This is a genomic window from Staphylococcus sp. NRL 16/872 (genome assembly GCF_022815905.2).
In the GTDB taxonomy this organism is placed as follows: domain Bacteria; phylum Bacillota; class Bacilli; order Staphylococcales; family Staphylococcaceae; genus Staphylococcus.
In genome coordinates, this window is record NZ_CP119327.1 from 1,394,483 (window position 1) to 1,418,308 (window position 23,826).

At 32.3% G+C, this 23,826-nt stretch carries 22 protein-coding genes, 1 other RNA gene and 1 pseudogene; 22 read left to right on the plus strand and 2 right to left on the minus strand.

Annotation, left to right across the window (positions count from 1 at the left end):
- Positions 1-96 precede the first annotated feature (96 nt).
- The 16 genes and pseudogenes from aroC to MT340_RS07115 all read left to right on the plus strand — a co-directional run bounded on the left by aroC (position 97) and on the right by MT340_RS07115 (position 16,542).
- Positions 97-1,263, plus strand: a complete 1,167-nt coding sequence (gene aroC / locus MT340_RS07040; protein ID WP_243589335.1) for a chorismate synthase — start codon at positions 97-99, stop codon at positions 1,261-1,263.
- A 36-nt stretch (positions 1,264-1,299) separates the two neighbouring features.
- Positions 1,300-2,364, plus strand: a complete 1,065-nt coding sequence (gene aroB / locus MT340_RS07045) for a 3-dehydroquinate synthase (RefSeq protein WP_243589336.1) — start codon at positions 1,300-1,302, stop codon at positions 2,362-2,364.
- A gap of 10 nt (positions 2,365-2,374) precedes the next feature.
- Entirely contained in the window at positions 2,375-3,673 is a 1,299-nt protein-coding gene (gene aroA / locus MT340_RS07050; RefSeq protein ID WP_243589337.1) for a 3-phosphoshikimate 1-carboxyvinyltransferase, read from the plus strand.
- A gap of 6 nt (positions 3,674-3,679) precedes the next feature.
- Complete coding sequence (locus MT340_RS07055; RefSeq protein ID WP_243589338.1) at positions 3,680-4,924, plus strand: tetratricopeptide repeat protein; 1,245 nt, start codon at positions 3,680-3,682, stop codon at positions 4,922-4,924.
- A gap of 14 nt (positions 4,925-4,938) precedes the next feature.
- Positions 4,939-5,499 carry a YpiB family protein gene (locus MT340_RS07060; protein WP_243589339.1) on the plus strand — a complete coding sequence of 187 codons (561 nt, stop codon included), beginning with the start codon at positions 4,939-4,941 and terminating at the stop codon, positions 5,497-5,499.
- 6 nt (positions 5,500-5,505) lie between these two features.
- Positions 5,506-6,127 (plus strand): annotated as a pseudogene (locus MT340_RS07065) (DUF1405 domain-containing protein).
- A 26-nt stretch (positions 6,128-6,153) separates the two neighbouring features.
- Positions 6,154-6,855 (plus strand): zinc metallopeptidase, encoded by a 702-nt coding sequence (locus MT340_RS07070; protein ID WP_243589341.1) that lies wholly within the window; start codon positions 6,154-6,156, stop codon positions 6,853-6,855.
- Between the two features lie 148 nt (positions 6,856-7,003).
- The gene (locus MT340_RS07075) at positions 7,004-7,321 is read left to right on the plus strand and encodes a nucleotide pyrophosphohydrolase (protein WP_243589342.1); all 318 of its coding nucleotides are present in this window, start codon (positions 7,004-7,006) and stop codon (positions 7,319-7,321) included.
- A 32-nt stretch (positions 7,322-7,353) separates the two neighbouring features.
- Positions 7,354-8,484: an N-acetyl-alpha-D-glucosaminyl L-malate synthase BshA gene (bshA, locus tag MT340_RS07080; RefSeq protein WP_243603708.1), complete on the plus strand. Its 1,131-nt coding sequence runs from the start codon at positions 7,354-7,356 to the stop codon at positions 8,482-8,484.
- Position 8,485: 1 nt separating this feature from the next.
- Positions 8,486-9,688 (plus strand): CCA tRNA nucleotidyltransferase, encoded by a 1,203-nt coding sequence (locus tag MT340_RS07085; RefSeq protein WP_243603709.1) that lies wholly within the window; start codon positions 8,486-8,488, stop codon positions 9,686-9,688.
- Positions 9,675-10,646 (plus strand): biotin--[acetyl-CoA-carboxylase] ligase, encoded by a 972-nt coding sequence (locus MT340_RS07090; protein WP_243589344.1) that lies wholly within the window; start codon positions 9,675-9,677, stop codon positions 10,644-10,646. Before MT340_RS07085 ends, MT340_RS07090 begins: the two co-directional genes overlap by 14 nt.
- Positions 10,647-10,677: 31 nt before the next feature.
- Positions 10,678-13,380 (plus strand): helicase C-terminal domain-containing protein, encoded by a 2,703-nt coding sequence (locus tag MT340_RS07095; RefSeq protein ID WP_243603710.1) that lies wholly within the window; start codon positions 10,678-10,680, stop codon positions 13,378-13,380.
- A 111-nt stretch (positions 13,381-13,491) separates the two neighbouring features.
- The gene (gene asnS / locus MT340_RS07100) at positions 13,492-14,784 is read left to right on the plus strand and encodes an asparagine--tRNA ligase (RefSeq protein WP_243589346.1); all 1,293 of its coding nucleotides are present in this window, start codon (positions 13,492-13,494) and stop codon (positions 14,782-14,784) included.
- A gap of 93 nt (positions 14,785-14,877) precedes the next feature.
- Positions 14,878-15,564: a DnaD domain-containing protein gene (locus MT340_RS07105; RefSeq protein WP_243589347.1), complete on the plus strand. Its 687-nt coding sequence runs from the start codon at positions 14,878-14,880 to the stop codon at positions 15,562-15,564.
- Entirely contained in the window at positions 15,554-16,198 is a 645-nt protein-coding gene (gene nth / locus MT340_RS07110) for an endonuclease III (protein WP_243589348.1), read from the plus strand. Before MT340_RS07105 ends, nth begins: the two co-directional genes overlap by 11 nt.
- Before the next feature lie 20 nt (positions 16,199-16,218).
- Positions 16,219-16,542: a YpoC family protein gene (locus tag MT340_RS07115; RefSeq protein WP_243589349.1), complete on the plus strand. Its 324-nt coding sequence runs from the start codon at positions 16,219-16,221 to the stop codon at positions 16,540-16,542.
- Between the two features lie 101 nt (positions 16,543-16,643).
- Here MT340_RS07115 and MT340_RS07120 read toward each other — a convergent pair whose 3' ends face one another.
- Together MT340_RS07120 and recU are read right to left on the minus strand one after the other, a co-directional pair.
- Entirely contained in the window at positions 16,644-18,902 is a 2,259-nt protein-coding gene (locus MT340_RS07120) for a transglycosylase domain-containing protein (protein WP_243589350.1), read from the minus strand.
- On the minus strand, positions 18,899-19,525 hold the full coding sequence (gene recU / locus MT340_RS07125; RefSeq protein WP_243589351.1) for a Holliday junction resolvase RecU: 627 nt from the start codon (positions 19,523-19,525) through the stop codon (positions 18,899-18,901). The genes MT340_RS07120 and recU overlap by 4 nt, the downstream gene beginning before the upstream one ends.
- A 296-nt stretch (positions 19,526-19,821) precedes the next feature.
- Between recU and MT340_RS07130 the strand changes: the two genes are divergently transcribed.
- From MT340_RS07130 to MT340_RS07155, 6 genes are all read left to right on the plus strand, one after another.
- Complete coding sequence (locus MT340_RS07130; RefSeq protein ID WP_243589352.1) at positions 19,822-20,157, plus strand: DUF1798 family protein; 336 nt, start codon at positions 19,822-19,824, stop codon at positions 20,155-20,157.
- A gap of 13 nt (positions 20,158-20,170) precedes the next feature.
- Entirely contained in the window at positions 20,171-20,734 is a 564-nt protein-coding gene (locus MT340_RS07135) for an SLOG family protein (protein ID WP_272106545.1), read from the plus strand.
- Between the two features lie 10 nt (positions 20,735-20,744).
- Complete coding sequence (gene gpsB / locus MT340_RS07140; RefSeq protein WP_243589353.1) at positions 20,745-21,080, plus strand: cell division regulator GpsB; 336 nt, start codon at positions 20,745-20,747, stop codon at positions 21,078-21,080.
- 107 nt (positions 21,081-21,187) lie between these two features.
- Positions 21,188-21,571: RNase P RNA component class B (rnpB, locus tag MT340_RS07145), an RNA gene on the plus strand.
- A gap of 119 nt (positions 21,572-21,690) precedes the next feature.
- Complete coding sequence (locus tag MT340_RS07150; protein WP_243589354.1) at positions 21,691-22,824, plus strand: THUMP domain-containing class I SAM-dependent RNA methyltransferase; 1,134 nt, start codon at positions 21,691-21,693, stop codon at positions 22,822-22,824.
- Positions 22,825-23,028: 204 nt separating this feature from the next.
- Positions 23,029-23,667 carry an SDR family oxidoreductase gene (locus MT340_RS07155; protein ID WP_103365954.1) on the plus strand — a complete coding sequence of 213 codons (639 nt, stop codon included), beginning with the start codon at positions 23,029-23,031 and terminating at the stop codon, positions 23,665-23,667.
- Positions 23,668-23,826: the final 159 nt, after the last annotated feature.

Below are 23,826 nucleotides of genomic sequence, written 5' to 3' on the forward strand. Positions count from 1 at the left end.
AACAGATATCTAAAACATTAGTTATGTTCTAACGTTGAATATGATATGATAACACATATTACAATTTAACGTAGTAAAGGAAAGGAGCGTATTCTCATGAGATATTTAACATCAGGAGAATCACATGGTCCTCAATTAACAGTAATTATTGAAGGTGTACCTGCAAATTTAGAAATTAAAGCTGAAGATATTAATACAGAAATGTTTAAACGTCAAGGTGGTTATGGAAGAGGTCGCAGAATGCAAATTGAAAAAGATGCTGTCGAAATAGTTTCTGGCGTGAGAAATGGTTACACATTAGGTAGCCCCATTACAATTGTAGTGAAGAATGATGATTTCACGCATTGGAGAAATATTATGGGTATTGGGCCTATTAGCGATGAAGAACGTAAAAATATGAAACGTACTATTACTAAACCACGCCCTGGTCATGCTGATTTAATCGGTGGTATGAAATATAATCATCGTGACTTAAGAAATGTTTTAGAACGTTCATCTGCACGTGAAACAGCTGCCCGTGTAGCTGTAGGCGCTGTATCTAAACTTTTACTGCAACAATTAGGTATTCATACATATAGTCGTGTAGTTGAAATAGGCGGCGTTAAAGACGAAGGGTTATACGATTCTGAAACATTCAAACAAAATATCGATAAAAACGATGTTCGTGTCATCGATGAAACTATTGCTCAAAAAATGCGCGATAAGATAGATGAAGCTAAAAAAGAAGGCGACTCAATCGGCGGCGTCGTACAAGTTATGGTGGAAAATATGCCTATAGGTATTGGAAGCTATGTGCATTATGACCGTAAATTGGATGGCCGCATTGCACAAGGTGTAGTTAGTATTAATGCATTTAAAGGGGTTAGCTTCGGCGAAGGCTTTAAAGCAGCTGAAAAACCAGGCAGTGAGATTCAAGATGAAATTTTATATGATTCTGAACAAGGTTTTTACAGAGGTTCAAATCACTTGGGCGGATTTGAAGGTGGTATGACAAATGGTATGCCGATTATTGTTAATGGCGTAATGAAACCTATTCCAACACTTTACAAACCTTTAAATTCAGTAGATATTAACACGAAAGAAGACTTCAAAGCTACAATTGAACGCTCTGATAGTTGTGCAGTACCAGCAGCTAGCGTGGTATGTGAACATGTTGTTGCATTTGAAGTTGCTAAAGCATTACTTGAAGAGTTTCAATCAAATCATATTGATCAATTAAAAAAACAAATCTCTGAGCGTAGAAAACTTAATATTGAATTTTAAAAATATTATTTATTTGTAAGAATCGAGGTCTTTTTTATGCAATTACAAACGACATATCCTAATAATAATTATCCTATTATCGTTGAACATCACGCTTTTAATTATTTAACAGACTATATACAAGAATACAATAAAGTTTTTCTTATTGTTGATGAGTATGTAGATTTTAATTTTAAAAGTAAATTTGAATTTTTACTTACTAAATCTAATATTTTCAAAGTGACTGTGCCTGCGGGTGAGAAAATGAAAACCTTCCACCATTATCATGAAGTTCTTGAAAGATTGTTAGGATATCAACTTACAAGAAATACGTGTTTAGTAGCTATAGGTGGAGGCGCAACTGGTGATTTCACTGGATTTCTTGCATCTACGCTTTTACGAGGTGTAGATTTTATTCAGGTACCAACAACTATACTAGCGCACGATTCAAGTGTTGGGGGAAAAGTAGGTATTAATTCTTCACATGGAAAAAATCTTATTGGGGCGTTTTATCGACCAAAAGCTGTTATATATGATTTAGATTTCTTACAGACGTTACCATATGAAGAGATATTAAGTGGTTATGCCGAAGTATATAAACATGCACTTTTAACAGGACAAGTGGCAGTAGACGATATTGAGAAACACTTTTCAAATAAAGAGAAACTGCAATCACTAGAAGAAATAGATCAATTTATATTTAAAGGTATTAAAACAAAATTAAATATTATTATTAAAGATGAAAAAGAACAAAACATGCGCAAATATCTAAATTTAGGACATACGTTTGGCCACGCTGTTGAATACAAATATAAAATTCCTCACGGACACGCTATTATGATAGGAACGATTTATCAATTTATTGTATCTAATGCGTTGCTCAATGCTGAATTTGATATTCAACATTACTGGAATTATATTAAACAACTGCATTATCCAGTAGCTATTATCAATGATTTAGATTTCAAAGATATGTACAATTACATGTTATCTGATAAGAAAAACAACGGTGAAGGCATCCAAATGGTGCTTCTTGAAACATTAGGTAAACCTTCTGTGCATCATGTCGATAAAGATGTATTAATGAATGCCTTTAATGAATTACAATCCTTAGCAAAGTAGGTGAACGAACATGGCAAATGAACAAACAATAGATATACACGGTCCTTTAAAAGGAGAAATTGAGGTCCCTGGAGATAAATCAATGACGCACAGAGCGATTATGTTATCTTCTTTAGCAAAAGGTAAATCTGTCATTCACAAACCTTTACTAGGCGAAGACTGCCAACGTACTGCAGAAATCTTCAAATTACTTGGTGTTGATATTACCATTACAGATGATAAAATTATCGTGGATTCTCCTGGGTATGAGAACTTTAAAACGCCTCATCAAACGTTGTATACGGGCAATTCCGGTACTACGACGCGTTTGCTTGCTGGTTTATTAAGTGGGTTAGATATTGAATGTGTATTGTCAGGAGATAAATCTATTGGCACACGTCCGATGAACCGCGTATTAAAACCACTTCATCTCATGGGCGCGAATATTCGTGGGGTAGAGGACAACTACACACCATTAGTGATTGAACCCGCTTCTATTAAAGGAATTACTTACCAAATGGAAGTAGCAAGTGCTCAAGTTAAAAGCGCTATATTATTAGCAAGTTTATTTGCTAAAGAATCGACTATTATTACAGAGTTAAATATAAGTCGTAATCACACAGAAACGATGTTCGAACATTACAATATTCCTATTACCGTCGATGGTAAAACGATCAAACTTGAACCGAACGCACTTCATAACATTCAAGCAAGAGATTTTAACGTGCCAGGAGATATCTCATCAGCAGCATTCTTTATTGTCGCTGCATTAATTACGCCGGGTAGTGACATTACAATTCATAATGTTGGCATAAACCCTACACGTTCAGGTATTATAGACATCGTTGAACAAATGGGCGGTAATATTGAACTATTTAATGTTACCAATGCTTCTGAACCTACTGCGTCTATTAGAATTACTTATACTCCAAACTTAAAGCCAGTGCACATAGAAGGGGACATGGTCCCTAAAGCAATAGATGAATTACCTATTATTGCACTATTGTGTACTCAAGCCACAGGAACTAGTATTATAAAAGATGCAGAGGAATTAAAAGTTAAAGAAACAAATCGAATTGATACAACTGCTGATATGCTCGGCTTATTAGGTTTCGAACTTCAACCTACTGCAGATGGACTAATTATCCATCCATCTGAATTTACTACGCCTGCTACAGTTGATAGTTTAACGGATCATCGCATAGGCATGATGCTTGCTATAGCAGGATTATTAAGTAGTGAAGCAATCACAATTCGTCAGTTTGATGCAGTTAACGTATCATTCCCAGGTTTCTTGCCCAAATTAAAGCTTTTAGAAAATGAGGGATAATACACTATGGAGGATATCTATAAATTAATAGACGATATCAATCTTCAAAAATTAGATAATTTAGATACACGTGTCAATGAAGCATTAAGTTCAAACAACGACGATGCTTTATTCATCTTAGGTGAAACCTTATATAATTTTGGTTTAACACCTCAAGGACTAGAAGTATTTAGAACGCTCTATCATAAGTATCCTGATGAAAGTGAATTATTAATTTATTTTATCGAAGGACTTATGTCTGAGAATCAAACAGATGAAGCATTAGAATATTTAAGTCAAGTTGAACTATCTACTGAAAAGTTAATGCTTGAAGCTGATCTTTATCAACAAATTAATATGATGGAAGTTGCTATTGATAAACTTACCGAAGCACGCGAACTGGAACCTAATGATCCAATTATCCATTTCGCCTTAGCTGAACTGTTGTACTTTGACGGTCAATATTTACGTGCTACTCGTGAATACGAAGTAGTATTAGATACAGGCGAATATGAGGTTAATGGCGTTAATTTATTCGCTCGTATGGCTGATTGTGCTTTACAAAGTGGTAACTATAGTGATGCCATCAATTTATTCGATGAAATAAATGAAGATGAAATGACTTCAGAAGACTTCTTTAAAAAAGCAATCGCCTATGAAAAGAATGATATCACGCAAGAAGCAATTAAAATCATGACAACTTTACTATCAAAAGACCCTGACTTTATTCAAGGCTACTTTTATTTACAATCTTTATATGAGAATGAAAAGAATTATCCTGATGCAATTGAAACCGGCAAAGAAGGTTTACGATTAAATCAATTCTATAAAGAGTTAATGGTCTCAACAGGGAGTCTAGAAATTGAACATGGCGATGCGAATGAAGGTGTCGAATTACTTAAACAAGCACTTGAAGTAGATAATGCTTATCATGAACCATTATTAATCTTAAGTGACTTGTTCCGTAATGAAGAGGATTATGAAGCAATTATTGAATTATTATCTTATGTGGATGAGGAAGATTTAGATCCAGTATTCATGTGGCACTTAGCTCATGCTTATGGAGAAGAAGAACGAGACAAAGAAGCGCAACATTTCTTTGAACTTGCTTATCCAACAATGAAATCACAAAGTGCTTTCTTAAGCGACTATTATTTCTATTTAACTGAAATTGGTCATAAGGAAGAAGCTAAGTCTATACTAAATCAATTATTAGAAATAGATCCTAGTAATGAAACTTGGCACGAAGAAGCAAACCGATTGGATTATTAAAGTAGGTGATCCTCTTGGAACATACTCTTACTAATATGAAACAAAGCTATATTGAATATGCTTTGTTTCATTATCATTTTAAATCACGAATTAGCGTATGGCTGTTAAACTTTTTAAAAGCATCACCCAAGAACTTACAAAATATTCATTTCGTCAATCACAGAATTGCAGATCATATGACACTTGAAATAGGCCTTAAAAACGCCAATGCTTCGGCCATAAAATTAACGAAAAATAATCGAATTCTAATTAATACTAATGAAATCTTTACTTATATTACCAATCAGACTATTTCTTTCGATATTTTAATTCATTTTGATGAGGCACACTTTCCAGATTCTAAGTTGAATGACTTAATTATTCAACAGTTAATTCATTCAACGCACTATTCATCTTATTTAGAAAATATCTATAATCTTATACTAGATACTTATAAGGAAAATTCTTTATTAGAGCAATTACAAATGAATATCGATTTAAGTTTACAAATGAATGACCGAGAGCAATTTTATCAATTAACACAAATTCTAAATAATTTAAAAGCACGACATCACTATCTATCATCAAAGGATTAATTATGTATGCTTACTTTAAAACAATTTTGGGAGTTAACACTTTTTCATCGTACTTGTTTGATATTTTTACTCATTTGTAATTCATGTGGAACGATATATGGCTTTATCTGGTATGGTGACCAACTAGTTAAAACGCCATGGTATTTTTTTCCTTTTGTACCAGATAGTCCAATAGCTAGCTTCGTTACTTTTATGTGTAGCTATCATAGGGATCATTTTCAATAAACAAAATTCAATAATAGAAGCATTAGCATTTGTTACTTTATTTAAATACGGATTGTGGGCTGTCATTATGAATGTAATAATGATTACTTATGCCCATGATATAACGATTATGAATGTCTTTCTTATTATGAGTCACGGCATCATGGCTATAGAGGCTTTATATTTCTATCCCAGATTTACTATTACAATGCATGGGTTATTTATATCTATAATATGGATATTTAATAACGATTACATCGACTATGTTCTTGGCAAATATCCATATTATAATTTTATTGCTACTCATATAGCCTTGGTAGGATATATCGCATTTATATTAAGTATTCTAGCCAACATGTTGTATTATTATTTACAATTTGTACCAAAGTTTAAATTATTTGATTATAAAGGCAATAGCCAGTAAAATGTTAGTAAAGGAGAGTGGAATTATTGTCAATTGTGTCTTATATAATTTATATCGTCATTATTATGCTCATTCCAATGTGGGCGCAACACAAAGTTAAATCAAATTATGAGAAATATTCACAAGTTAGATCAACAAGTGGTAAAACAGGTCGCGAAGTAGCCGAAGAGATTCTACATGCTAATGGTATTTATGATGTAGATGTCGTGAAAGGTGAAGGCTTTTTAACCGACCACTATGATCCTAATAAAAAAGTTGTTTGTTTATCTCCTGCAAACTTTGATAGACCATCAGTAGCTGGTACAGCTATTGCAGCCCATGAAGTTGGACACGCTATCCAACATGCTCAAGGTTATGCTTTCTTACGTTTCAGAACAGCATTAGTGCCTTTAGCAAACTTAGGTAGTTCACTTAGCTACATGATTGTAATGCTAGGTGTTATCTTAACAGCAATGGGCAGTGTATTTGGTTCAACAGCATTATGGATTGGCGCTGGATTATTATCACTAGCAGTCCTTTTCTCTATTGTTACATTACCTGTTGAATTCGATGCAAGTTCAAGAGCAATGAAACAAATTACTGCTTTAAATATTGTGAATGAAAAAGAATATAAACATGCGAAAAAAGTATTATCTGCTGCCGCTATGACATATGTTGCAGCAACTGCGACAGCTGTTGCTGAACTTGTAAGAGTTATCTTAATGGCAAAAGCAAGCGATAATAACTAAATATTTTTCTATAAGCTGGTACTTACTTATATGAGTGAGTGCCAGTTTTTTTATTGTAAAATTAAATGGCGTTTTCCATATTCATAAAATGCATGATTGTTTAATATGATATATACTATATTAGAATCATTTGCAAAGGAGTTTAGTTATGAAATCAATGAAAGATATGCAAAACGAAGTTGATGACTATATTGGACAATTTAAGGCAGGATATTTCTCTCCTTTAGCTAACCTTGCTCGTTTAACGGAAGAAGTAGGCGAATTAGCTAGAGAAATTAATCATTATCATGGTGAAAAGAAAAAGAAAGACTCCGAAGCAGAAAATACAATCAAAGCAGAACTTGGTGATAATTTATTCGTATTACTTTGCATCGCCAACTCATTAGATATTGATATGACTGAAAGTTTTAATGAAACCATGCAAAAGTTTAATACACGAGATAAAGATCGTTTCGAACGTAAATAAACGATATAAATAGAAAGGATGGGAATTGCCTTATGAAAATAGGTATAACTTGTTACCCTTCAATGGGTGGTTCCGGGATTATCGCGACCGAATTAGGGATTAAAATGGCTGAAAGAGGGCATGAGGTTCACTTTATTACTTCAAATATTCCATTTAGAATTCGTAAACCCTTACCAAATATTAGATTCCACCAAGTTGAAGTTAATCAATACGCTGTTTTTCAATATCCTCCATATGACATTACGTTAAGTACAAAGATTTCTGATGTTATCAAAGAGTATGATTTAGATATTCTACATATGCATTACGCAGTGCCCCATGCCGTATGCGGTATTCTAGCACGTCAAATGTCAGGTAGAGATGTTAAAATAATGACCACATTACATGGCACAGATATAACAGTTCTGGGCTATGATCATTCACTTAAAGGCGCCATTAAATTTGGTATTGAACAAAGCGATATTGTGACGAGCGTAAGCCATTCATTAGCGAAACAAACTAAAGATATTATTGAAACTGAGAAAGAAATTGTACCTATTTATAATTTTGTTCGTGAAAATGAATTCCCAACACGTCATGAAACAAAACTTAAAGAAATGTATGGTATTAAACCTGAAGAAAAGGTATTAATTCATGTATCTAACTTCAGAAGGGTAAAACGTATAGATACGATATTAGAAACGTTTGCTAGAGTCCATGCAAAGTTACCAAGCAAACTTATTTTATTAGGTGATGGACCTGAACTACTTGATATGCGAAAAAAAGCAAGAGAACTTGATATAGAAGAGTTTGTCTTATTTTTAGGAAAACAAGATCAAGTAAGTGAATTTTATCAAATGTCAGATTTAGTATTATTATTAAGCGAAAAAGAAAGCTTTGGTCTGACATTACTTGAAGCGATGAAAACAGGTGTAGTGCCTATTGGTTCTAATGCTGGTGGTATTAAAGAAGTTATCAAACATGAAGAAACAGGTTTCATTGTGGACATTGGCGATAGTGAAAGTGCTAGTCATTACGCTTTAGAATTGCTAACTAATCCAGAACTTTATAAAAAGTTACAATCTAACATGCTTAAGGATATTGAAGAACGCTTTGCTTCAGATTTAATTACAGATCAATACGAATATTATTATAAAAAAATGCTAAATAAAGAAGAGGCGTAATATGGGACTTGAATTATTTGAAAAGGCATTGCCTATTTTAGATACAATTGAAAAAAATGGTTTTGAAGCTTACTTTGTTGGTGGTTCTGTAAGAGATTATATTATGGATAGAGCAGTTCATGATATTGATATCACAACAAGCGCCACACCTGATGAAATAGAAGATATGTTTGACCATACGATTCCGATTGGTAGAGAACATGGGACAGTCAATGTAGTTTATCAAGGTGATAACTATGAAGTGACTACTTTTAGAGCAGAATCAGACTATGTAGATCATCGTAGACCAAGTGAAGTTTATTTCGTTCGTGATTTATATAAAGACGTGCAACGTCGTGACTTTACAATTAATGCTATCGCTATGGATAAAAATTATAAGCTATATGATTATTTTGAAGGTCAAGATGACATCAAACATCGTCTTATTCGAACAGTTGGTAATGCTCAAGAGCGTTTTAGTGAAGACGCTTTACGCATTCTTAGAGGACTACGTTTTCAATCTCAATTAGCATTTACAATAGATAAACTTACTTATATTGCTATGCAAGAGCAAATTGCTGATATAGAACACTTATCGATAGAACGTATCGTAGTTGAATTGAAGAAATTAATAAGTGGTCAAAATGTTGAAGAAAGTTATAATAATTTATTAAAATTAGGCCTATTTACACATGTTCCTTTTTTCAAAGACATCGATATGACTAAAGTAAAAATAGATACGCCTATTAGTTTTGAAATGTGGTTAGCTATCATTGTGACAAAATGTCAGCCTCAAACGACATTATCAAAAATAAAAATTAGTAATAAAGAAAAGTCAGATATACAACTTTATTCAAAAATAATGACAGCATTACCTCAAATAAATAGTAAAGAAGATTTGAAACTATGCGTGTATGATTATGGTAAGACAAATATACTAGATATTCTTAGCATTCAATCTATACTTCAAGCTAATGATTTAGCAACCGCTTCACCTATAATTGTTAATGCACAAGTAATTAATGGAATATCGAACCAACTTCCTATACAAACTCGTAAAGAAATGAATGTTAATGGTGACGATTTGTTAAATCATTTTCAAAAGAAAAGTGGACCATGGTTAAAAGAGATACTTCGCAACATTGAATGTACCATTGTGACTGGTAAAGTTCAAAATACCAAAGATGAAATTTTGAAGTGGGTGGATGACAATGTCAAAATATAGTCAAGACGTTATTGCAATGCTATATAAAAACCAATCTGAATATATTTCAGGACAATACATTGCTGATCAATTACAAATTTCTAGAGCTGCAGTTAAAAAAATTATTGATCAATTGAAATTAGATGGTTTCGATATTAAATCGATTAATCAAAAAGGTCATAAATTAAATGCATTGCCAAATCAATGGTATAGTGGCATTGTATCTAGTTTATTAGAAGAGCAAAATCTCATTTCTACCATAAAAGTGTATGATTCAGTTGAATCAACACAAACGATTGCTAAGCAAACTTTGGTTGATCATGAAGATTCAATGATGATACTTAGTGAAGAACAAACGCAAGGTCGTGGTAGATTTAATCGTAATTGGGCATCATCAAAGGGCAAAGGTTTATGGATGTCATTAGTTTTAAGACCTAATGTGCCGTTTTCAATGATTCCGAAATTCAATTTATTTATTGCACTAGGCATTAGAGATGCAATTCAAGCGTTCTCTAATGATAAAGTAGCAATTAAATGGCCAAATGATATTTATATTAATGATAAGAAAGTATGTGGCTTTTTAACTGAAATGGTAGCGAATTACGATGCTATTGAAGCTATTATTTGTGGCATAGGCATTAATGTTAATCATCAACAACAAGATTTCGGAAAAGAGATTGAATATAGAGCAACAAGTATTCGCTTACATAGTGACGATAAAATAGACAGATATCGCTTTTTAACTAGATTAATTAATGAAATTGAAAAGCGCTATACTCAATTTTTAAATCACCCATTTAGTGAAATTAGAGATGAATATATTGAAGCTTCAAACATTTGGCATCGTAAGTTACGATTTACTGAGAATGACAGCCAATTTGTAGGAGAAGCGATTGATATTGATCATGATGGTTTCTTAATGGTGAAAGATGAGAATGACGAAGTAAGACGCTTAATCAGCGCAGATATAGATATATAAGTATAAGACATGGGAATAAGGAGAGATAAAAATGGCTAACACAAGTTTTGCGGTAGTTGATTTAGAGACGACCGGTAATCAACTTGACTATGACGAAATTATACAAATTGGTATTACATTTGTTCGTGATAATAAAATATCTGGAACATATCATTCGATGATACGTACTGATTTAGAAATACCGCCATTCATCCAAGCGCTAACTTCTATCGAAGAAACTATGTTAGAAGAAGCGCCATATTTCCATGAAATTGCAGATGAAATTTTTTATCAGTTAAAAGATTGTGTGTTCGTAGCGCATAATGTGGATTTTGATCTTAATTTTATCAAAAAAGCCTTTGAAAAAAGTGGTATTACATACGCACCTAAAAAAGTGATAGATACGTTAGAATTGTTCAAAATTGTCTTCCCAACAGATAAGAGCTATCAGCTAAGCGAATTGGCGAATTCTCATAATATTCCACTTGCCAATGCCCATAGAGCGGATGAAGACGCGACGACAACGGCATACTTAATGATAAAAGCCTTTAAAAAGTTTGAACAACTTCCAATAGATACGCTTAAACAACTTTATTATTTAAGTAAGAACCTTAAATATGATTTATTTAACATACTATTCGAAATGGTTCGCCACCATAAACAAACTGAATTAGATCCACAATTTGATCAATTTGAACAGATTATTTATAAAAAGCAAAGTGACTTAAAAGCACCTCACACAAACTTTAATGGTTCATTAAAACAACTTTATACAAAAGTAACCGAGGCTTTAAATCTTACTTATCGCCCACAACAGCTTTATTTATCGGAAATAATATTAGAACAATTAATGCATAGTGACAAAGCTATGATTGAAGCGCCATTAGGCAGTGGTAAGTCGCTTGCTTATTTATTAGCAGCTTTAATGTATAACATTGAAACAGGACGTCATGTCATGATTTCAACAAATACGAAATTGCTTCAAAGTCAATTACTTCAAAAAGATATACCAAGTTTAAATGACGCTTTGAATTTTAAAATTAATGCAGCGTTAATTAAAAGTAAAAGCGACTATATTTCTCTAGGTTTAATTAGCCAAATTTTAAAAGATGACACTTCTAACTATGAAGTCAATATTCTTAAAATGCAGTTACTTATTTGGATCACTGAAACTAAGACAGGGGATATTCAAGAATTGAACCTTAAAGGTGGCCAAAAAATGTATTTTGAGCAAAAAGTGGAAACGTATGTGCCCGTAAGACACGATATTCATTACTATAATTACATCAAACGCAATGCCCAAAACATACAAATTGGTATAACAAATCACGCACATTTAATACATTCTGATCAAGAGAATTCAATCTACCAATTATTTGACGATTGTATTATAGATGAAGCTCATCGTTTACCTGACTATGCACTTAACCAAGTTACGAATGAACTTAATTATTCAGACTTGAAATATCAATTGGGATTAATAGGTAAAAATGAAAACGAAAAATTGTTAAAAGCCGTTGATCAACTTGAACAACAACGTATTTTAGAACGATTAGATATTGCGCCAATAGATGTATTTGGCCTAAAAAGTAACATTACAGATATTCATGATTTAAATGAAATTTTATTTAATAATATCTTTAAAATCATACAAAATTCTGAAATTCACGATGATGACGTGCATCGTTATCATTATGTATTTGATTTCGACAAATCACAAATTCTTAAAGACTTACATTCTATTGTAGACAAGATTAATAAAACGTTAGAATTTTTCAATGGCATGAATCATAAAACGATTAAATCCATTCGCAAACAATTATTGTATATTAATGACAGTTACAGAAATATTGAGCAAAGTTTAAAAAATAATCATACTGCTTATATTTCTATTAAAAATATATCTCAAAAATCAACTATTCGTTTAATTGTAAAAGATTATGACGTTAAAGACGTGCTCACAACACAAGTACTAGATAAATTTAATTCTTTAACATTTATTTCAGGTACGTTAACATTTATTCATTCATTTGGCGCATTTAAAAATTGGTTTAATGAAGATATCCATTTTAATACTTACGAAGTACAGTCAATCTTAACTAATAAAAAGAACACAAATATCTATATACCGAGCGATGTAGCATCTTATAATTATAAAAATATTGATGACTATGTAGCGTCAATAGTGGATTATCTTGAAGAGTATGTTTCTATTACAGAATCCAAGTGTCTCGTTCTCTTTACAAGTTATCGCATGATGTATATGGTTCAAGAGCTATTAAATGAATTACCAACCTTTGAAGATTACGTTATTTTGACTCAACAACAGAACCAAAACTATAAAATAGTGCAACAATTTAATAATTTCGATAAATCTATTCTTCTAGGAACTTCTACTTTCTTTGAAGGATTTGACTACCAGTCTAATGGCATTAAATGTGTAATGATAGCTAAATTACCATTCATGAATAAATACAACACGAAACATTGGTTAATGGATTCAGAATTTGATTCTACGTTTAAAGATTATGTTTTACCAGATGCCGTTACCCGTTTTAGACAAGGTCTAGGACGTTTAATCCGTAAAGAGGATGATAAGGGGCTTATTGTGTCATTTGATGATCGCCTTGTTAATAGTAATTACAAATCTTTCTTTGCTCAAACATTGGAGAATTATGTTCAGAAAAAAGGGGACATACAACAGTTCAGTAAATTGTTGCAAAAAATTCAACGAGATGTAGATAAAAATAAATAATCAAACAAGAATATTCTTAATGCAAACTAGCCATGTGGTAGAACTTCACTATCTATTTTGTTAAAATAGTAAAGGATTGTATAAATAGAAATTTCAATTAGGAGATTAGTTATGAAAACAACTATAAAACAAGCTAAACAGCATCTTAACGAAGAAGTAACTATTGGTGCTTGGTTAACAAACAAACGCTCTAGCGGTAAAATTGCATTCTTACAATTACGTGATGGCAGTGGCTTTATGCAAGGGGTAGTTGTCAAATCAGAAGTTGATGAAGACACATTCAAACTTGCTAAAGACATCACTCAGGAATCATCATTATACGTTACAGGCGTCATTACTGAGGATAATCGCTCAGATTTAGGATATGAAATGCAAGTGAAATCAATTGAAGTCATTCACGAAGCACATGACTATCCAATCACACCTAAGAATCATGGTACTGAATTCTTAATGGATCACCGTCACTTATGGTTACGTTCTAAAAAACAACATGCTGTAATGAAAATCAGAAATGAAATCATTAGAGCAACTTATGAATTCTTTAATGAAAATGGCTTCACTAAAATTGACCCACCAATTTTAACTGCAAGTGCACCTGAGGGTACAAGTGAGCTATTCCATACTAAATATTTTGATGAGGATGCTTTCTTATCACAAAGTGGACAACTTTACATGGAAGCTGCAGCAATGGCACATGGCCGTGTATTCTCATTTGGTCCTACTTTTAGAGCAGAAAAATCTAAAACACGTCGTCATTTAATCGAATTCTGGATGATTGAACCTGAAATGGCATTTACTAATCATGCAGAAAGCTTAGAAGTACAAGAACAATATGTGGCTCATATCGTTCAATCAGTACTTAAAAACTGTAAATTAGAATTAAAAGCATTAGATAGAGATACAACTAAATTGGAAAAGGTGGCAACACCATTCCCACGAATTTCTTATGATGATGCTATCAAATTCTTAAAAGAAGAAGGATTTGAAGACATTGAATGGGGCGAAGACTTTGGTGCGCCTCATGAAACGGCAATTGCTAATCATTATGATTTACCAGTATTTATTACGAACTACCCAACTAAGATTAAACCTTTCTATATGCAACCAAATCCTGAGAATGAAGACACTGTGTTATGTGCAGACTTAATTGCCCCAGAAGGGTATGGTGAAATCATTGGTGGTTCAGAACGTATCAATGATTTAGAATTATTAGAACAACGTATCAATGAACATCAATTAGACGAAGAAAGCTATAGCTATTATTTAGATTTACGTCGCTATGGTAGTGTGCCACACAGTGGTTTCGGATTAGGTTTAGAACGTACTGTAGCTTGGATTTCAGGCGTGGAACACGTAAGAGAAACATCTCCATTCCCACGTTTATTAAATCGATTATATCCATAAGCTATTTTTAATTAGAAACAAATATATGAATGTCGTCCAGTCATTTCTTTTTGACTGGACGCTTTTTCAACCTAAAAAAAGGAGGCACTTAACTTGGACAAACTTCAACTTAAAACACGACCTGTCGTTGTGAGACGTGAGCTTCTAGATCATTATTCAGAATTAGGCATGTCCGAGAAAGATTTAATCATTTTGATTAAACTGATTTATGCCTCAGAAACTTCTAATAAACAGCCTTCTATCGATTTTTTAAAAAAGGGTTCAACCATGGAGCCTAGAGAAATAACTTCTATCATTCAAAATCTAATTCAACGAGATTTGTTAGAACTTCAAGTTAAAAAAGATGAAGAAGGTAAATTTACAGAATATATGAATTTAGATGGCTTTTACGATAAATTCAGTCATGTTTTAGCGCAAGATGAAGTCGATAATAAACAATCTAATTCTCAACAGCAATTTAAAGATTTATTTCAATATATAGAACAATTATTTGCTAGACCCTTATCCCCATATGAAATTGAAACATTAAACCAATGGATTGATGTAGATCAACATGATTTCTCACTTATTCGCGCAGCGCTTGACGAAGCATATAGTCATGACAAATTGAGTTTTAAATATGTAGATCGTATCTTATTAAACTGGAAAAAAAATAATGTTACAACTATAGATGACTCCAAAAAAATAAGAGAGCGATTTAATAAACCTAAAATGACACATACTGTAAAACATGTACCGAAATTTGATTGGTTAAACGGAGAGAATTTAGATGATAAGTAAGAAAAAAGCACTTGAAATGATAGATGTAATAGCTGATATGTTTCCTGACGCAGAATGTGAATTAAAACATGACAATGCATTTGAACTCACTATCGCTGTTTTGTTATCAGCTCAGTGTACTGATAATTTAGTTAATAAAGTTACGCGTTCACTTTTCAAAAAATATAAAACTCCAGAAGATTATGTGAAAGTAGATATAGAAGAGCTACAAGAAGACATTCGTTCAATTGGCTTATATCGCAATAAATCTAAGAATATTAAAAAATTATGCGAATCATTACTTGAAAAGTTTGAAGGAGAAGTACCACACACTCATAAAGAACTTGAAAGCCTAGCAGGTGTAGGGCGAAAAACAGCAAATGTAGTGATGAGTGTAGCGTTTGGTGAACCCTCATTAGCCGTGGATACTCATGTAGAACGTGTTTCTAAACGATTAGGGATTAATAGATGGAAAGATAACGTAACTCAAGTTGAAGATAGATTATGTAGCATTATTCCAAAAGAGAGATGGAGTAAAAGTCATCACCAACTCATCTTTTTTGGACGTTACCATTGTATTTCACGCAAACCAAAGTGTGAGATTTGCCCATTATTAGAGGACTGTAGAGAAGGACAGAAACGAATGAAAGCATAATTAAAAGGAAGCTTGATACTATGATTACTAAACATGATTTTGAACTTTTAGAAGAACAGCTGGATCAATTTGCAAGTAAAAGGGCGCTTAATTCAACTGAAGCTAAACCGGTAATCGATCAATACTTTGCATTAATCATTGATTTCTTTAAACAAATTAATGAAGTAGAGGAGATAGATTTTCATAATCTTGAAAGTTATCCAGTAGTACCTATGAATTTTGAAGAACGCTATAATTATATGTTAGCCAGAAAATATCATTTTATGGGTTATAGTCAAATGAAGACATTAAAAGTTGAACTGATTAAAATGAATGCTTCATATCAAATTAGAAAAAAACGTTAAAAATATAATTTTTAATTATATGCAAAAAAGGCTGGGCAATGTGCCCAGCCTTTTTGAATAGCTATTTAACTTACTAACAATGAATTATAAACTATATACGATTATCTATTGAAATGGAAAATGTTTGATAGCGTATTTCCGTTGTCACTATTGTTAGTATTTGTGCTATTTTGTTGTGATGAATTATTTCCGTTATTACCAGAATTACTTGAATCACTTGACTCACCAGAAGAGTTATCTGATGAACTTGATTTCTTAGATGAACTATCGCTAGAGCCATTACTACCATAAACTTCACGATTAGTAGTGTCGTTATCAGGGTGACCACTTACAGATAGATCATCTGCATTAGAGCCAACAACTGAATCAGGTTTTTTGAAGTCACCATCATCATTTGAAGTAATATCTGACATAACATCTTCATATAAGAATTGAGGATATTCTTGTTCAGTGTGACCTAAGAATGAGTTAACGCCACCTTCTTTAATTTGGCTGAAGCCCATCCAAATAGACATTGTATATTTAGGTGTGAAACCGTTAATCCATACGTCTTTTGCTGCATTATCTGGTAAGTTGTATTGTTGATTTATTTCTGAACCGTACGTGCTCGTACCAGTTTTAGCGCCCATTGTAACTCCTGAAACGCCATGACCATAAGCAGAACCATAAGGTTTAAACGTACCAGTTAACATTTCAGCTAACATATAAGATGTGTAGTCTTTCATAGCTTTATGGCTAGTATGATCAAATTCAACAGTGTCACCATCATCAGTAACAACTTTTTGAATAGAATGCGCATTGTTATAAGTACCACCATTAGCAATTGAAGCAAATGCTGATGCTAATTGAGTAGGTGAGAATTCTGAAGCGCCACCACCTAAGACATCAGATGGTCCAAGGTCATTTTGGTAATCTAAACCAACTTTAGAAGCAAAATCTTTTACAGAATCTTTGCCACCGTTAGATTGTGCTGCTTGCCAAGTTTTTAACGCAGGAATGTTGAAACTTTGTCTTAATGCGTCATAAGCAGATACTTTACCATGTCCTTGACTATCATAGTTTCGGAATGTACCGCCGTCTATTTGATAACTTGATTCATCTTGAATAGCATGATTTGTTGCCCATTGCATATTTTCAATTGCTGGACCATATGCTAAGAATGGTTTTAATGATGAACCAGTTAAGTGAGCATCCGTTGCAGAATTTCGGTCAACTACATCTTTATAGTTACGTCCACCAGAAATCGCTACAATGCCACCGGTTTTACTATCAAGAATTGTTGCACCAACTTGTTGATCATCGTTTTTATAGTAATTACCGTTATTAATACGATCTTGTAATGTTTTTTGAACATTTTTATCCATATCAGTATAGATTTTAATACCACTTTGTAATAAATCACTTAAATTTTTATTTTTGAAATGTTTATTGTTCATTAATTCAGCTTTAACAAAGTTAACATAAGAATCGTATTCTGGATCTTCATTAGTTGAACCCACTTGACGCTCTTTATTAGAACGTTTTACTAAGTTATCTTCTAATGAAGTCTTTTTAGCTTCTTGCCACTGTTTATCAGTAATTCTATTATGATAATGCATTAAGTATAAAACAGTTTCTTTACGACTTTCCGCTTCTTTAGGATTATCATAAATATTATAAAGGTTTGGAACTTGAGGTAAACCAGCTAAGTATGCTGATTCAGCTAAATTTAAATCTTTCAAATCTTTGTTGAAATAGTATTTAGCCGCAGCTTTAACACCATAAACCCCATCTGAGTAATAGATTTTATTCAAATACATTTGGAAGATTTCATCTTTACTGTATTCTTGTTCTAAACGATAGGATAAATATGCTTCTTGAGCTTTACGTCCGATAGATTTTTTCTCAGTAAGGAATGAACGTTTAACAACTTGTTGTGTTAACGTAGAGGCACCTTGTGAACCAAATCCACCAGTCAAGTTCTTACCAACAGCCCCAAATAAACGTTTATAGTCTAAGGCACCATGGTCATAGAAACGGTTATCTTCAGTTGCTAAAACGGCATTTCTCATATTTTTAGGCACATCATTTAAATCAACATGTTCTCTTCTAGCACCATTATCTAATTTTTTAACCAATTCGCCGTTTTTATCATATATCTCGGCAGGTTTAGGGTCTTGTAATTTAGATTCAGTAAATGCTGGTGCTTTCCAAGCATAATATGCAAATAATAAAATACCCAGTAGAACTAAAATGAAAAAGGCAATTAATAAAAAGCCTATAATCTTGATAATCGTTCGTTTAACATTTCTATTCTTTTTTTCTTTGGATTTCCCATTTTTCCCTTTACGAGGTTGAGAAGATCCTTTATTTTCCGTCATACGCGGTCCTCACTTTCATCTAATATCAACTTATCAACAGCCTTGAGGTAATCTAATCTTGGTTGATACTGATAAGGAATATAGTAACTATTTTTTCTTATTTCTTCAACTGTTATTGATTTTTTTATTTCATTTTTATATTTTTTCCAAAAAGGTTCGAATTTAGAAAAAGGCAAAAGATATACTTCATCAAGCATTTTGAACCTTATTATTAAAAATACAATTCCTTTCTGAAGAAATGTATTCTTCATATGTTCAACTTGATGATCATGAATATTATTCAAAGGAAAGGAAGTTTTATTTTTAGTTTCCTTTGCTTCAAAATCAATATAATAGCCTTCATAAACACCATTATAATCAGTTGTAGAAGGAGTACGAAAGTAAGCTTCGTTAATTACGGCTTTACTTCGTTTGGGATAATGAACATTAACGATTTGAACTGGCGTAGGTTTTTTATGTATAACAGCCTTTCCATGTACTAAATAATAATCGTTTGATAATTCAATATCTTTTTCAAGGGACATCCCTCGTCCACCATACTCTATCTTACTAAAGGATGAACGTGAATGACTTCCGACCTTAGTCTTATTTTCCTTGAAAGGTTTCCCATTAGGATAATTCATAGTATTCACCACGCTAGTTTGCTTATAGAAAAGTATAATAAATTGAAGAACTTATTTAATTAACAAAGTACAATCTATGTCACTTACTATTCAACAAACTAAATTAGATAATAACGAATTCTCATTATTAACCTACTTTATTTTAACGTGCTTTAACAGTTAAAACAATATGTGTCTGAATTTGTAACGAGCGGGTGATAAAATATGTAGTATAAAACTTTAAATTTTTATAGACTTATACTACATGACGGTATGTATGAATTATGATACATTATTTCAGTGTAGGAGGCATCTTCATGGAAAAAGTTGTAAAAGATCTATTGATAGAACTCCAGTATATTGAGAAACATTATAATGAAGCTAAAACAACAGGTGAAGATTTTAATTTTTATCAGACAGTAAAGCCTTACGTTCAACATATAGATGATATATTGAATAAATTAAATCAATATCAGGATAATATTCTTTTATTACCTTATATGAATGAGAAAAAGCTCAAATTACTTTTTAACAATATTAAAGAATTATCGGTGGATTGTCATTTTCATAGAACAAGTAGAAAACTTTTCATTGAAAAATTTAAAGCTGTTAATTACGATTTGAATTATTTACTTGAATATACTAAAGAATAGAGTGATATATACTTTGAAGACGCTATACGTGACAGGATATAAATCTTTCGAATTAAACATATTTAAAGATGAGATGCCAGAAGTTAAATATCTAAAAGCATTTATCAAACATAAATTATTGCAATATATTGAGGAGGGGCTTGAATGGGTATTAATTCAAGGGCAAATTGGTATTGAACTTTGGACAGCAGAAGTTGTCCTTGAGTTAAAACAAACTTATCCTGCTTTAAAACTTGGTATTATTACACCATTTTATGGACATACTTCAAAGTGGAATGAACTAAACCAATCGAAGTATAATAATATTGCAGAAAAAGCTGACTTTCTTGAAAGTGTCCATCATACCGAGTATGAAGGGCCTTATCAATTTAAACAAACTGATCAATTTATGCTAAATCATACAGATATGACGTTACTAATATACGATGAAGAACAAGAGGGGAGCCCTAAATTCTTCAAAAGGATGTTAGTTGATTTTATGGATAAAACAAACTATACTTGTGATATTGTTGCATTTGATGAACTCACTGCTTTTATAAATGATTTACAGTGGGAACAAGATCAAAGTTTCGAATGAGGTGGAAAAAATGGCAGATGTTTCTTTAAAGCTTTCAGCAAAAGATATTTATGAAAAAGACTTCGAAAAAACGATGGCTCGAGGTTATCGCCGTGAAGAAGTTGATGCTTTTTTAGACGATATTATCACTGACTATCAAAAAATGGCTGACTTAAATAATGAAGTAGTTAAATTATCTGAAGAAAACAATAAACTTAGAAAAGAAGTAGAAGATTTAAGATTAAGAGTAGCAACATCAAGATCTACTGATAATAAATCTTTCTCTTCAAATAATTCTACTTCATCTAATAATGTAGATATTTTAAAAAGAATTTCTAATCTTGAAAAAGCTGTTTTTGGAAAATAATCATTTAATAATTAATTATTGTAAATGCTAGCGATATTGTTAGTATGTTTTAAAAGTAAAAAATATCTGTTATAGTTTTTAAATATGTGTTATAATCTCAAAAGTGATATTTTGGGTAATCGCTATAGTAATATAGAGGAAAGTCCATGCTCACACAGTCTGAGATGACTGTAGTGTTCGTGCTTGATGAAACAATAAATCAAGGCATTAATTTGACGGCAACGAAATAGCCTAAGTCTTTAGATATGGCTAGATTAGTTTGAAAGTGCCACAGTGACGTAGCTTTTATAGAAATATAAAAGGTGGAACGCGGTAAACCCCTCGAGTGAGCAATCCAAATTAGGTAGGAGCACTTGTTTAGCGGAATTCAACGTATAAACGAGACGTCTTTATTCGTATAATAAAGATTTGTAGACAGATGGTTACCACCAGAGTACCAGTACAACTAGTGTACGTTATGAGTACAACGGTACAGAACATGGCTTACAGAAATATCATTGACTAGTTTAGCTCTCCCATTAGATGGAGAGCTTTTTTATTTTACTTATACATATATGATTTAAATTCTGTTAACATATAACGTAACAATATTGACAAAGGAGACAAACCAATGTTCCAATTAATAGCAGTATGCCCAATGGGATTAGAAGCAGTCGTTGCAAAAGAAATTCAAGAACTTGGCTACGAAACTCAAGTAGAAAACGGTCGCATCTTTTTTGAAGGAGATGTCAAAGCGATTGTTAAATGTAATCTATGGTTACGGACTGCTGATCGACTAAAAATCGTGGTAGGCCGATTTAACGCTAAAACATTTGATGAATTATTTGAAAAAACAAAAGCTTTACCATGGGAAGATATTATTGATAAAGAAGGGCAATTTCCTGTACAAGGACGAAGCGTCAAATCTACACTTTACAGTGTGCCAGACTGCCAAGCTATTACTAAGAAAGCCATTGTTGAACGTTTAAAACATGCTTATAACGAAAAAGGCTGGTTAAATGAAAGTGGGGCTAAATATCCAGTAGAAGTAGCTATTCTAAAAGATAATGTGTTACTTACTATAGATACCTCAGGTTCAGGGCTAAATAGACGTGGATATCGTATTGCTCAAGGTGAAGCACCAATCAAAGAAACATTGGCCGCAAGTTTAGTAAGACTTGCAAATTGGAAAGGCGATACGCCATTTATAGACCCATTCTGTGGTTCAGGAACTATTGCTATTGAAGCATGTTTAATTGCTCAAAATATCGCGCCTGGGTTTAACCGCGATTTTGTTTCTGAAGAATGGAACATTATGCCTCCTAACATTTACGATAAAATGCGAGATGAGGCTGACAAACAAGCTGATTATGATAAAGACATTCAAGTCTATGCTTCTGATATTGATCCAGAAATGGTTGAAATAGCTAAACGTAATGCTGAAGAAGTAGGCTTGGGAGATATTATTCAGTTCAGCGTTAAAGACGTGAATACATTAACGATTGATACAGAAGAACCAATTGCATTAGTAGGTAACCCACCTTATGGGGAACGTATTGGCGACAGAGATGAAGTTGAAGAAATGTACCGCTATATTGGAAAATTAATGAAACAACATCCTTATCTATCGACTTATATTTTGACAAGTAATAAAGAATTTGAATATCTTGTTAATCAAAAGGCAACTAAACGACGTAAACTGTTCAATGGATATATAGAATGTATGTATTATCAATATTGGGGTAAGAAACCTGAAAAATATTAATGTTTAATCATTTAAAAATACTTACGTAATTTTCAAGTTTATTTTTTATTAATTTTGTAAATTTTTCTTAATTTATTGGAAAATATTTAATTAATTTAAACAATATATTAGCGCTCTTATTATGACTGATGTAAAGTGATAATAAGAGTGTTTTAACATTTAACTACATACATATAAATTACATCTTAGTGAGGAGAGAGAAATATGCAAACTGTTTTAATTATAGGCGCAAACGGTAAAGTTTCTATAGAGGCAACTAAAATATTTTTAGAAGATACTTCGTTTAATGTAGATTTATTTTTAAGAAATGCACATCGTATCCCTGATTATGCATCTAATCGTATTACTGTATTTGAAGGGGACGCAAAAAATGAAGAAGATTTAGAAAAAGCATTAGACAAAGTCGACGTCGTCTTCGCTAGTTTATCAGGTTCATTGGATATTGAGGCTGATGCTATCGTTAAAGCAATGACTAAAAAAGGCGTAAAACGCTTAATTTTCATTGCAGCGCCAGGAATTTATAATGAATTACCAACAAAATTTAATGAATTTAACAAAGAACAATTTGGTGAGAAATTAGATAAATATCGAAAAGCTGCGGACATTATTGAAGCTTCAGATTTAGATTATACAATCATTCGTCCAGCTTGGTTAACTTTTAAAAATGAATCAGATTATGAAATCACCTCTAAAGATACTGAGTTCAAAGGTACAGAAGTATCAAGACGTAGTATTGCTAATTTAGCTGTTCGCATTGCTAAAAATCCTGAACTTTATTCAAGAGACAATATAGGTGTTAATAAACCTAATACAGATGGCGATAAGCCAGCTTGGTTTAATTAAAGTTCTATTTATATTTTTTATAATTTATGAGTGTGATAAAATTTAATAAATGATTTCAAAAGTATTGATTTACTTTTGCGATCACTTTCTATTAATAGGAGGTTGAGACATAAAGAGTTTGTGCTCTGGGAAATCGTTTAACGGCTTCCCAAAAGCAGG